This window comes from Mesorhizobium sp. M7A.F.Ca.CA.001.10.2.1, assembly GCF_003998575.1.
GTDB lineage: Bacteria > Pseudomonadota > Alphaproteobacteria > Rhizobiales > Rhizobiaceae > Mesorhizobium.
This window is the reverse complement of record NZ_RZQY01000106.1, coordinates 1-12963: the sequence shown is the minus strand read 5'-3', so window position 1 is coordinate 12963 and position 12963 is coordinate 1. Positions and strand designations below refer to the sequence as shown.

10 protein-coding genes are annotated in these 12963 nt (G+C 64.1%); all 10 read left to right on the top strand.

Annotation, left to right across the window (positions count from 1 at the left end):
- Nucleotides 1-954, top strand: a 954-nt coding sequence (locus tag EN964_RS09910; RefSeq protein ID WP_164775771.1) for an amino acid ABC transporter substrate-binding protein, incomplete at its 5' end; no start/stop codon positions are given.
- Between the two features lie 82 nt (nucleotides 955-1036).
- Nucleotides 1037-2200 (top strand): ABC transporter permease subunit, encoded by a 1164-nt coding sequence (locus EN964_RS09905; protein WP_127267662.1) that lies wholly within the window; start codon nucleotides 1037-1039, stop codon nucleotides 2198-2200.
- Nucleotides 2201-2203: 3 nt separating this feature from the next.
- On the top strand, nucleotides 2204-3283 hold the full coding sequence (locus EN964_RS09900) for an amino acid ABC transporter permease (protein WP_127267663.1): 1080 nt from the start codon (nucleotides 2204-2206) through the stop codon (nucleotides 3281-3283).
- Between the two features lie 11 nt (nucleotides 3284-3294).
- Entirely contained in the window at nucleotides 3295-4059 is a 765-nt protein-coding gene (locus EN964_RS09895) for an amino acid ABC transporter ATP-binding protein (RefSeq protein WP_127267664.1), read from the top strand.
- Nucleotides 4060-4091: 32 nt separating this feature from the next.
- On the top strand, nucleotides 4092-5522 hold the full coding sequence (locus EN964_RS09890; protein ID WP_236383032.1) for an FAD-binding oxidoreductase: 1431 nt from the start codon (nucleotides 4092-4094) through the stop codon (nucleotides 5520-5522).
- 95 nt (nucleotides 5523-5617) lie between these two features.
- Complete coding sequence (locus tag EN964_RS09885; protein ID WP_127267665.1) at nucleotides 5618-7288, top strand: thiamine pyrophosphate-binding protein; 1671 nt, start codon at nucleotides 5618-5620, stop codon at nucleotides 7286-7288.
- Nucleotides 7285-9378, top strand: coding sequence for a hydantoinase/oxoprolinase family protein (locus EN964_RS09880; protein WP_127272763.1), 2094 nt, complete (start codon nucleotides 7285-7287; stop codon nucleotides 9376-9378). Before EN964_RS09885 ends, EN964_RS09880 begins: the two co-directional genes overlap by 4 nt.
- Complete coding sequence (locus EN964_RS09875) at nucleotides 9375-10994, top strand: hydantoinase B/oxoprolinase family protein (RefSeq protein WP_127269543.1); 1620 nt, start codon at nucleotides 9375-9377, stop codon at nucleotides 10992-10994. Before EN964_RS09880 ends, EN964_RS09875 begins: the two co-directional genes overlap by 4 nt.
- Nucleotides 10991-12193: a pyridoxal phosphate-dependent aminotransferase gene (locus EN964_RS09870; protein ID WP_127269542.1), complete on the top strand. Its 1203-nt coding sequence runs from the start codon at nucleotides 10991-10993 to the stop codon at nucleotides 12191-12193. Before EN964_RS09875 ends, EN964_RS09870 begins: the two co-directional genes overlap by 4 nt.
- 3 nt (nucleotides 12194-12196) lie before the next feature.
- Nucleotides 12197-12963, top strand: a 767-nt coding sequence (locus EN964_RS09865; RefSeq protein WP_164775770.1) for an NAD(P)-dependent oxidoreductase, incomplete at its 3' end; no start/stop codon positions are given.

Here is a 12963-nt window from a genome sequence, read left to right as displayed (position 1 = left end):
GCCGAGATAGGAGCCGTCATGGCCGGTGCAGTTCAGCATGCCGCGTGCCTTGACGGCTCCTATCTCGGCTTCGCCGAGGTGGACGACAAGGGCAACTGGAAGGGCATGGACATCGACCTCTGCAAGGCGGTGGCCGCGGCCGTGTTCGGCGACCCTGCGAAGCTGAAAGTCGTTCCTATCAGCTGGGCCCAGCGCTGGCCGGCCCTGCAGTCCGGCGATGTCGACATCATCGTCAAGGCCTCGGGCGGCACGCTCAGCCGCGACACCGAACTTGGGCTGCAGTTCTCCATGTCCTACTATCTCGGGACCACCAAGGTGATGGCGCACAAGGAGCTGAACCTCAAGTCGCTCAAGGATGCCGCAGGCGGCACGATCTGCATTCCCGCCGGCACCTCGCAGGAACAGCAGGTCGCTGCCTATACTGCCAAGCTCGGCATCAAGCTCGAACCGGTGCTCATCGAGAAGACCGAGGAGCTCGAGCAGGCCTATTTCTCGGGACGCTGCGATCTTTATGCGCAGTGGGGTCCGACACTGGCCATTGCGCGCATCGCCAAGAGCAAGGTCGACGACCATGTCATCCTGCCCGACGTGCTCGCCGTCGAGCCTGAAGTCATGATCATGCGGCAAGGCGACGACAACTGGGTCGACATCGCCAACTGGACGCTGAGCACGCTGATCTTTGCCGAGCAGGAAGGCATCACCTCGAAGAACGTCGACGAGATAAAGGCCAAGCCGACTTCACCGCAGGTCGCCAAATTCCTCGGCGTCACGCCAGGCATGGGCAAGGGTCTCGGGCTCTCCGACGACTGGGCCTACAAGGTGATCAAGAACGTCGGCAACTACGGCGAAATCTTCGATCGCGATCTCGGCAAGGACTCGCCCTACAAGATGGATCGCGAACTGACCAATTTGTGGAACAATGGCGGTGTCCTGTTCCCGCTGGTTGTTGATTGATCCGTTCTGAACGCATCCCGCTCCAGGTCCCGCCCGGCTCCCGCCGGGCGGGACCGCGCGGCAATTCGGGAAGGATTTCTGAATGGTCAGCCTGCTGAGAAATCAAAAAGTCCGCAACGCACTGTTGCAGATCCTGTATGTCGGCTCGATCGCCGCGATGGTGCTTGCCGGCATTGTGATCGCCAGACAGAACCTGGCGGCGCAGGGGATCACCTCCGGATTCGACTTCCTGTTCAAGTCGACGGGCTGGGACCTGAACTTCTCGCTGCTGCCCGCCACGGCCAACGACCCTTATTGGTGGTACTTCCTCATCGGGATCATCAATACGCTGTTTCTGGGAACCGTCGGCCTGACGCTGGCGACGATCGTCGGAACGATCGTCGGCCTGGCGCGGACATCCTCGAACGAATTGGCCCGGCTGCTCGGCCGCACCTATGTGGACATCTTCCGAAACATCCCGCTGATCCTCCAGGTTTTTTTCTGGTATGCCGTCATCACCCATCTGCCGACGCCGCGCGCCGCGCATGAGGGATGGGGCTTTCTCCTCACCAGCCGGGGGCTTTACATCCCGTTCCCCAATATCAGCAGCGCCGCGCTCGCTGCGGCGACATTGGCTGTGATTGCCGCCATCGCGCTGCCGATCTGGCTGGGCAGGACATCGCGCCTCAGCCTGCCGGTCGGCCAGCGTGGCGGCATTCAGCTTGCCGGCACGGCGGCGGCACTTGCCTGCGCGGCCATCGTTCTGGTGGCCGGCCGCCTGGCCGACTCGCCGCTACTCGATTTTCCGGCGCTGCAAGGTCTCAATCTGCGAGGCGGCCTGCGCATTCCGCCGGAGTTTGCGACACTGGCCATCGCGATCGCCATCTATGGCGGCTCCTACATCGCCGAGATCGTGCGCGGCGGGTTCAAGGCTGTCGGCAAGGGCCAGGTCGAGGCGGCTCTTTCCCTGGGCCTCGGCCCGTGGCGGGTCTTCATGCTGGTGCGGCTGCCGCTGGCACTACGCGCCATGCTGCCAATCCTCGCCAACCAGTATGTCTGGCTGATGAAGGCGACCACAATGGGCATCGCGGTGGGCTTCACCGATTTCTTCATGATCGTGGCGCTGACGATCAACCATTCCGGCCAGACAATCGAAGCGATCGGCATCCTGATGGCTGGCTTCCTCGTCATCAACCTCAGCCTCGCCGCCATCTTCAACCGCATCAACAAAGCAATCGCCCTCAAGGGCAACCAGTTGAGGGGGTGAGGGATGGAAATGGTCGTTGTCGCCCCTCCTGCCATTGGCAAGATCGAGGATCTGAGGCGGCGCTTCTTTGCGACGCCCCTGCAGGCATTGCTGTCGCTGGCTTCCCTGGCGGTCATGGTCTTCCTGGCCTGGAAGCTCCTGAATTGGGCGGTTTTCTCGGCCGTCTTCACGACGAGCGGCGGACCCGAAGCCTGCCAAGCGGCGGCGGGAGCCTGCTGGTCGGTCATTGCCGCGCGATGGCGCATCATCCTGTTCGGCCTCTATCCCTATGACGAGCAGTGGCGGTCGGCCCTGGCTTGCCTGATCGTCGTGGTCATGACGGTGCTAAGTTGCGTTCCAGCCTTCTGGACGGGTCGCCGCATCGCACTCGTATGGGGAGCCGGAACGGCGCTTTTCTACGTGCTGATGAAGGGCGGCGTGCTTGGTCTGCCCTATGTCGGCGAGGAGGCCTGGGGCGGACTGGCGCTGACCCTGTTCATCTTCGTGACCACCTGCCTGATCGGCTTCCCGCTGGCGATCTGCCTGGCGCTGCTGCGCCGCTCCGGCCTGCCATGGATTTCCCGCACCACTGGCCTCATCATCGACGGGGTGCGTTCATTGCCTCTGATCTCGATCCTGTTCACCTTCGCCATCGTGCTGCCGTTCGCACTGCCGCAATGGCTGGTGGGCGACAAGCTGTACCGGGTGATCCTGGGCTCGGCCCTGTTTTTTTCCGCCTACCAGGCGGAGATCGTCAGGGGTGGGATGCAGGGCGTTCCCAGTGGGCAAGAAGAGGCAGCCATGGCGCTTGGCATGCGCTATTGGCAGCGCGTCGGCCGCATTCTTCTACCGCAGGCCATGCGCAATGCGCTGCCGGCGACGATCAACCAGTTCGTGATCTCGTTCAAGGAAACTTCGCTGGTGATCATCGTCGGCTTCTTCGAGATCCTGGCCTCCGGCAATGCCGCCTACGGCACCGGCGAGTGGCGCTTCGCCTATGTCGAGGTCTATGCCTTCATCGCCTTCATCTACTTCATCTTCGTGTTCAGCCTGTCCCGCTATGGCGCTTTTCTCGAGCGCCGTATGTCGGTCGGCGAACGATAGGGGGCGTTTACGTGATTTCAGGAAACTCGCCCCGATCCAGCGGCCCCGCGGTGCTGATCGAAAATCTCGACAAATATTACGGGACATTCCAGGCGCTGCGAAAGGTGAGCTTGTCCGTGGATCGCGGCGAGAGGATCGTCGTCTGCGGCCCGTCCGGCTCCGGCAAGTCCACCATGATCCGCTGCATCAACCGTCTGGAGCAGCACAATGGCGGCCGGATCACCGTGCTCGGCACCGAGCTCAACGACGATGTCGGCAACATCGACGGGATCAGGCGGGAAGTCGGCATGGTGTTCCAGCACTTCAACCTGTTTCCACACATGACGGTGCTGGAGAACTGCATGCTCGCGCCCATGATCGTACGCAAGGTGCCGCGCGCGGATGCCGAGGCGACCGCCCGGCGCTATCTGGAGAAGGTACGCATTCCCGAACAGGCGATGAAGTATCCCGGTCAGTTGTCCGGTGGCCAGCAACAGCGGGTCGCGATAGCGCGTGCCCTTTGCATGCAGCCCGAGATCATGCTGTTCGATGAGCCGACCTCTGCGCTCGACCCGGAAATGATCGCGGAAGTGCTCGACGTCATAGTCACGCTCGCCTCCGAAGGCATGACAATGATCTGCGTCACGCATGAGATGGGTTTTGCGCGCCGGGTTGCCGACCGGGTAATTTTCATGGATGGAGGCGAGATCGTCGAACAGGCGCCTCCCGATGAATTCTTCACCTCCTCCCGCAACGAGCGCACGCGGCAGTTCCTGTCGCAGGTGCTTGGTCACTGATCGATGCAACGATCCCGCGTCAGGCCGCAGCCATGTCCGTGACTGATCCCGTCACCGCCTTGCGCGATATGCTCGGACCGAAAGGATGGCTTTCGGGCAGCGATGCCAGGCCCTATCAGCGCGATTGGCTCGATCGCTACGGCGTCGCGGCTCTGGGCGTGGCCAGGCCTGCGGACACCTCCGAAGTGGCCAGTGTCGTAAAGACATGCCACGCGGCCGGTCTGGCGGTCGTGCCGCAAGGCGGCAACACCGGGCTTTGCGGCGGCGCCGTCGCCGATCGGCCGGATGCGGTGATCGTTTCGCTTTCGCGCATGACGGCGATCGGCAAACCGGACTTGGACAGCGGCTCGATCCTCGTCGAGGGGGGAGCCGTGCTTGCCGCGCTGCACGAGGCGCTGGAACCGCACGGCCTGATGTTTCCGATGCATCTCGGCGCGGAAGGCAGCGCCAGGATCGGCGGCCTGGTCGGCACCAATGCCGGCGGCAGCCAGGCATTCCGGTATGGCATGATGCAAGACCTCGTGCTTGGCCTGGAGGTCGTGACCCCTGATGGGGCGATATGGAACGGGCTGCGCGCGGTGCAGAAAGACAATGCCGGCTACCAGTTGCGCAAGCTCTATTGCGGCGCGGAAGGAACGCTTGGCATCGTGACGCGCGCGATCCTGCGGCTCTACCCGATGCCGCGGCGGCAGGCGAGCGCGCTTGTCGTCATGTCCGATTTCGCCGCGGCGATTTCGTTTGGCACCTTTCTGCGGGGCGAGGTGGGGGAATTCCTGACCGGGCTCGAGTTCTTCTCCGACATCGGGCTGGGACTGGCCCTCAAACACCTGCCCGACCTCGCCTACCAGTTGGAGGCACGCGGCGAGGTCTATGTGCTGGTCGAACTGGCATCGGGCGCCCCCCGCGTTCCGCTCGACGAGATACTGGCTTCGGCGCTGGAGTGGGGCATGGAGCAAGGCCTGGTGCTGGACGGAGCATTGGCGGCGACGGGCGCGCATCGCGCACAATTCTGGCGGCTGCGAGAGGAGCAGCCGGAAGGACAGAGGCTGGAAGGAGAGCAGCTGAAGCACGACATCTCGGTGCCTCCGGGCGCTATCGCCCGTTTCGTCGAGGCCGGCGCAGAGATCTGCGACGACATTCTTCCCGGCGTGCGGATAAACCCGTTCGGGCATCTCGGCGACGGCAACATCCACTACAATCTGTCGCCGCCGGAAGGCCGCGCCGATTTTGACGGCAAGGCCGAGCGGTTCGCCGAGGCGCTATCGTCGCTCGCCACGCAAATGGGCGGCAGTTTCGCGGCCGAGCATGGACTTGGCCGCGCAAAGGTCGCCATGGCCGACCGAAACCGCAGTCCATTGGAACGCGAACTCATGGCGCGGCTCAAGGATGCATTCGATCCACGGGACACGATGAATCCGGGCGTGCTGGTGCGCGCTGCCCGGCAAAGAAAAACTTTCGAATAGACGGCATTTCTTGATTTCGCCCCGAACCGCCTGCGTGCACCTATGAACCGAAGGCAGGCTCGATCGACCTGCCGCCAAAGTGAGGATGTCGAAGCATGATCCGCAATGGCGGCCGCCTTCTCGTCGAGTGCCTGATCGGGCTTGGCGCGACCAGGAGCTTCGGCGTGCCCGGAGAAAGTTATCTGGCCGTCCTGGACGCGCTGCACGACACGCAGGGAAAGCTGGACTACACGCTTTGCCGCAATGAAGGCGGCGCGGCGTTCATGGCCTCGGCCTACGGCAAGTTGACCGGCTCGCCAGGCATCTGTTTCGTGACGCGCGGCCCAGGCGCCACCAACGCCAGCATCGGCGTTCACACGGCCATGCAGGACAGTTCGCCGATGATCCTGTTCGTCGGCCAGGTCGGCACCGACATGAAGGGCCGCGAAGCGTTTCAGGAAATCGACTACCGGTCGGTGTTCGGCACGGTCGCCAAATGGGCGGTCGAGATCGACGATGTCGCGCGCCTGCCCGAGATTGTGGCGCGGGCATGGACGACCGCATTGACCGGACGACCTGGTCCCGTCGTGGTCGCGCTGCCCGAGGACATGCTGACCACCATGACCGAAGCGGCTCCGCTCAGCGCACCGGCGGCCATTTTCGAGCCGGCGCCGGCGCCGGAAGCGATCGCTTCGGCCTTCAGGCTGCTGGCCAAGGCCGAGAGGCCGGTCCTGCTCATGGGCGGCGCCAACTGGACCGTGGACGGACGCGCGGCGCTACAGGCTTTCGCAGAGGTTTCCGACATCCCTGTCGTGGCGGCCTTTCGCTATCAGGACCAGTTCGACAACCATTCGCCGGTCTTTGTCGGCGAGGCCGGCGTCGGCATGGTGGCGCATGTCAAAGCCCTGCTCCGCGACGCCGACGTGATCCTGGCCGTCAATGTGCGTTTTGGCGAGATGACCACGGACGGCTATACGCTGCTGTCCGTGCCGGTGCCGCGCCAGAAACTGATCCATGTCCATGGCTCCGATCGCGAGATCGGCAAGACCTATGTGCCGGCTATCGGTATCCATGCCGGGCCGAACGCTTTTGCCCGGGCGTTGACGCCCGTCAAAGGCGGCTGGGCGGACTGGCGCGCCGCGGCCCGCAAAGCCTATGAAGGGACATTCGGCGCGCCCGTCCAGCCCGGCCCGGTGGACATGGTGGAGGTCAGCGCCTGGCTGCGCGCAAACCTGCCTGCCGACGTCATTCTCACCAACGGCGCCGGCAATTTCACCGTCTGGCCGAACAAGTTCTTCAAGTTCGGGCCGGACGCACGGCTGCTCGCCCCGCAGTCTGGCGCCATGGGCTACGGCCTGCCGGCGGCAATTGCCGCCAAGGTTGCGTTTCCAGAACGCACGGTCGTCTGCTTTGCCGGCGACGGCGACTTCCAGATGAATTGCCAGGAACTCGGAACCGCTATGCAGGCTGGCGCGCAGCCGATCGTGCTGATCCTCAACAACGGCATCTACGGCACGATCCGCGCCCATCAGGAGCGCCACTATCCGGCGCGCGTTTCGGGCACGTCGCTCGAAAACCCTGATTTCGTGACACTGGCTAAGGCCTATGGCTTCCATGCCGAGCGGGTCGAGGCGACGCGCGATTTCGCGGCGGCGTTCGATCGGGCGCTCGGATCCGTGACGGGAGCGGTCCTCGACATCGCCATATCTCCCGAAGCGCTGACGCCCCGACAGACCCTTTCCCAGATGCGTGACGCCGCGCTCGCTTCCCAGAAGGCCAAGGCATGACCTCCAAAGACGACATCCGTCTCGGCGCGGACATCGGCGGCACGTTCACCGACGTCGCGCTCGACCTCAGGGGAACGATCTTCTCCACCAAGGTATTGACCAATTACGCGGCGCCCGAGCAGGCGATCCTGGACGGCATTGCCGTCGTCACGCGCGATGCCGGTATCGCGCTTGCCGAGATCGGCATCATCATCCACGGCACGACGCTGGCGACGAATGCGCTCATCGAACGCCGTGGCGCCAAGACCGCACTGGTCACCACCGAAGGGTTCCGCGATGTCATCGAGATGCGGACCGAAAACCGTTTCGAGCAGTATGACCTCGACCTGCAGCTGCCGGCGCCGCTAATCCCGCGCGAGCACCGTTTCACGGTAAAGGGCCGGATCGGTGCGGAAGGCCAGGAGCTTCAACCGCTCGACGAAGCCGCCCTGGAAGGCATTGCCGACCGGATCGCGGCCGGCGGTTTCGGCTCCGTGGCGATCGGCTTCATCCATGCCTACACCAACCCTGATCATGAGCGCCGGGCACGCGCTATCCTGTCCCGCAAGCTTACCATCCCGATTTCGATCAGCGCCGAAGTCTCGCCGCAGATGCGCGAGTTCGAACGCTTCAACACGGTCTGCGCCAACGCCTATGTGCGGCCGCAGATGGCGGACTATCTCGCGCGTTTCCAGACTCGCTTGAAGGAGATGGGCGCCGAGTGCCCGGTCTTCATGATCCATTCGGGGGGCGGTCTGATCTCGGTAGAGACGGCCTCGGAATTTCCCGTGCGCCTCGTTGAGTCCGGCCCGGCCGGCGGCGCCATCTTCGCCGCCGACATCGCCAGGCGATTCGGCCTGGAAAAGGTCGTCTCCTATGACATGGGCGGCACCACTGCAAAGATCTGCCTGATCGAGGATTATGCGCCGCGCACCGCCAGAACCTTCGAAGTGGCGCGTACCTATCGCTTCTGCAAAGGTTCCGGCATGCCGATCTCCATTCCCGTGATCGAGATGATCGAGATCGGCGCCGGCGGCGGCTCGATCGCCTGGGTCGACGCCATGGGCCGCATCCAGACCGGTCCCGAAAGTGCCGGATCGGAACCTGGCCCGGCCTGCTACGGCCGCGGCGGCAGGCGCCCGGCCATCACAGATGCCGACCTGGTGCTCGGCAAGCTCGATCCCGACAATTTCGCCGGCGGCGCCATCAGGCTGGACTCGCCCGCATCCGAACAGGCGATCCTGCGCGATGTCGGCGAACGCCTGTCGCTCGATGCCATGGCGACGGCCTTCGGCATCTGCGAGGTGGTGGACGAGAACATGGCCAATGCCGCCCGCGTCCATGCTGTCGAAAACGGCAAAAACATTTCCGACAACGTGATGATCGCCTTCGGTGGCGCGGCCCCGCTTCACGCCGCAAGGCTTTGCGAGAAACTCGGCATCGACCAGTGCATCGTCCCCAAGGGCGCGGGCGTCGGATCGGCGATCGGCTTCCTCAAGGCTCCGTTCGGCTACGAAGCCCTGGCATCCCGGCTGACGCGGCTGTCGCAGTTCAAGCCGGCCGAGGCCAATGCTTTGCTCGATGACCTCAAAGTGTCAGCCGAAAGCTTCGTGCGGGCAGGGGCCAACGGTACGATCACATGCGAAATCACCGCCTTCATGCGCTACGCCGGCCAGGGCTGGGAAATCCCCGTGCCGCTGCCGGACGAGCCGTTCGGCAATGATGCCGCAACCACGCTCGAGGATTTGTTCCAGGCGAATTACCAACGCTTCTTCGGCCGCGCCATCGAAGGACTTGGCGGCCTGGAAATCGAGATCGTCACCTGGTCCGTGAAGGCGACGGATGTCCGGCCTGCTGTCGCCAGGCACGAGCTGATCACCGGCAAGCGGACCACTCAGCCGGCAACAAGCCGCGCGGTGTTCGATCCGGCCAGCGGTGCGCCACGGACCTATGGCATCGTCGAACGGGAGGGGCTGTGCACCGGCGATCGGGTGGCAGGCCCGGTCATCATCGTCGAACGCGAGACGTCCACCGTCGTCACCACGAGCTTCGACGCCGTCATCCAGAGCGACGGCGCGATCCTTCTGATCCGCAAAGGCAGCCAGGCATGAGCGACATCAGTGAAATCCGCATGCAGGTCATGTGGAACCGGTTGATCTCGGTGGTCGAGGAGCAGGCCCTCACCTTGCTGCGCACGGCTTTCTCGACATCGGTGCGCGAATCCGGCGATCTGTCGGCAGGCGTGTTCGATCCCCGCGGCCAGATGCTGGCACAGGCGGTGACGGGAACGCCCGGCCATGTCAACACCATGGCCGAGGCGGTGCTGCATTTCATGAACGAAATCCCGCGCGAAACCATGTTCGAGGGTGACACCTACGTCACCAATGACCCCTGGTTGGGCACGGGCCACCTGCACGATATCACCATGGTGTCGCCGTCGTTCCTGAACGGCGAATTGGTTGCGTTCTTCGCCTGCACGGCACATGTGGTCGATGTCGGTGGGCGCGGCTTCGGCGCTGACGGCAAGTCGGTCTACGAGGAAGGCATCCAGATCCCGATCATGAAGTTCGCGGAGAAGGGCAAGGTCAATCTCGATCTCGTCAGGATCCTGCGCGCCAACGTCCGCGAGCCGAACCAGGTCGTCGGCGATTTCTATTCGCTCGCCGCCTGCAACGAAGTCGGCCACCGACGCCTCGTCGACATGATGAAGGAGATCGGCCTGGCATCGCTGGACGGGCTTGGCGAGTTCATCTTCTCGCGCACCCGCGACGCCTTGGTCGAACGCATCAAGGCGATGCCCAAAGGCAGCTGGTCGAACGCGCTGGTGACCGACGGCTACGACGAGCCGGTGAAACTCGCGGCGACGGTCACGGTTAGGGACGCCGGCGTCGAGGTCGATTTCACCGGTACCGACCCGATGAGCCGATGGGGCATCAACTGCCCGATCATCTACAGCAAGGCCTATGCCTGCTACGCGTTGAAATGCGTGGTGGCGCCCGATATTCCTAACAATGCCGCGTCGCTCGCCTTCTTCACCGTGTCGTCTCCGGTCAACATCCTGAACGCCGTGCGGCCGGCGCCGGTGGCGCTCAGGCACATCTTCGGCCACATGGTTCCCGATCTGGTGCTCGGCGCGATCGCCAAGGCGATGCCCGGCAAGATCCTTGCCGAGGGCGCCGGCGCACTGTGGAACATCCATATCTCGGTTCGGCCGGTCTCCGGCGGTTCGGGCCGCCGTGCCGAGGTGCTGATGTTCAATTCCGGCGGCATGGGCGCGCGCCCCGGTCTCGACGGACTGTCGGCGACGGCCTTCCCCTCCGGCGTCCATACGATGCCGATCGAGGCAACGGAGCACACCGGGCCGATCGTCATCTGGCGCAAGGAGCTGCGGCCCGATTCCGGCGGCGACGGCGAGTTCCGCGGCGGGCTCGGGCAGGTTATCGAAATCGAGGCGATCGAGGGCCATGAATTCGACTTCTCGGCCATGTTCGACCGCGTCAATCATCCCGCCCACGGGCGCAACGGCGGCGGGCCTGGAGTGGCCGGCGTGGTCAGGCTGGACGATGGCACGCAGATGCGACCCAAAGGCTGGCAGCATGTTCCGGCCGGCCGTCGGCTGATCCTCCAATTGCCGGGCGGCGGCGGCTATGGCGATCCGTCCAAGCGCAGCACCGAGGCGCGGGCGAACGACCGCTCCAAGGAATACATTTCGGAGAACGGCAAATGAGCTACATTGCCTCGCGCCTGTCTGCGGTGAAGCCGTCGGCGTCCATGGCTGCTTCGCAGGCAGCCAAGGCCCTGCGCGCCAAGGGCGTCGACGTGATCGATCTTGGCCTGGGCGAGCCGGATTTCCCGACACCGAGCCATATCATCGAAGCGGCGCATTTCGCCGCGAAGGCCGGCCAGACGCTATACACGGGTGCCGCCGGCACGGCCGAGGTGCGCGAAGCCGTGGCCGGCAAGTTCCGCCGCGAAAACGGACTGGACTACACGGCGGACGACGTCGTCGTGGCCAATGGCGCCAAGCAGATCATCTTCAACGCGCTGATGGCGACGCTGGAGTCTGGTGACGAAGCGGTCCTGCCGGCGCCCTACTTCGTCTCCTATCCCGAGATGGTGAAGCTGCTCGGCGGCAGGCCTGTCGTTATCGAGTGCCCGGAAACTTCCGGCTTCCGGCTGACGCCGGAGCTGCTCGAAAAAGCCATCACTCCAAGGACGAAATGGCTGTTCCTCAACATGCCCGGCAACCCCTCCGGCGCCATATATTCGCAATCGGACCTGCGGGCACTCGGAGCGGTTTTGGCAAGGCATCCGCAGGTGCTGGTGCTTTCCGACGAGATTTACGAGCACATCCTGTTCGACGGACGCGACTTCGTCTCCTTCGGCAAGGCTTGCCCGGAACTCAGGGACCGCACCCTGATCGTCAACGGCGTCTCCAAATCCTATGCGATGACCGGGTGGCGTGTCGGCTATGCCGCCGGGCCGGCGCCGCTCACCAGGGCGATGGCGATCATCCAGAGCCAGTCCTGCACGTCCGTCTGCTCGATCGCGCAAGCGGCGACGGTGGCCGCGCTCAACGGCCCCCAGGACGAGGTGGCACGCTTTCGGCAGGCGTTCGAGGCGCGCCGCGACCTTGTCGTCGACGGCATCAGGCGGATCAACGGTCTTACGCTTTCGCCACCGGAAGGCGCCTTCTATGCCTATATCGGATGCGCCAGCCTGATCGGCCGCAGGACCCCAAAAGGCGTCGTGCTCGAGGACGACACGGCAGTGGCGAATTATCTCCTGAACGAAGGGCGCGTGGCCTCGGTGCCGGGCGCCGCCTATGGACTTTCCCCCTATTTCCGCATCTCGACCGCGACCGGCGAAGAGGTGCTGACCGAAGCGATCGCGCGCATCAACGCCGCCGTCGCGCAAGTGGAGTAAATCATGCCGCATTACGAACGCATCCTGATCACCGGCGCGGCCGGCCGCCTCGGTTCGGAACTGCGAAAGGGGCTGGTGCCGCTGGCAAAAACGATCCGCCTGGCCGGCCGCGAACCGTTCGGCGATCTTGCTCCACACGAGGAAGAAGCGGTCTTCGACCTCGCCGATATGGAGGCGACGTTTGCCGCCACCAAGGATTGCGATGCGATCGTGCATTTCGGCGGCGCACCACTCGAATGCGAATGGCAAACCATCCTGGATTCCAGCATCCGCGGCTCCTATCACATCTACGAGGGCGCCCGGAAACACGGCGTGAAACGAGTCATCTATGCCTCCTCCGTGCATGCCGTCGGCTATCACGAGGTCGAGGCGCATATCGGCGTCGACGCGCCGGTGCGTCCCGACAGCCTCTATGGCGTGTCGAAGAACTTCGTCGAGAGCCTGAGCCGGCTTTACTGGGACAAGTTCGGCATCGAGACGGCGTGCCTGCGCATCTTTTCGTCCTTCCCCGAACCGGCGGACCGTCGCATGCTGTGGTCATACCTCTCCTTCGCCGATTGTGTGCGTCTGGTCGAGGCAGCTCTCACCGCGCCGCGCGTCGGCCATACGATCTCCTTCGGCCTTTCCGACAACAAGGTGAAAACGGTCGACAACAGCGGCGCCAACCATCTGGGGTTTTCTCCGCAGGATAGTGCCGAGCCGTTCCGCGCCGCGGTCGAGGCGAAAACGCAGGTTCCGGATCCCAAGGCGCCATCGGTGAAGTATCTGGG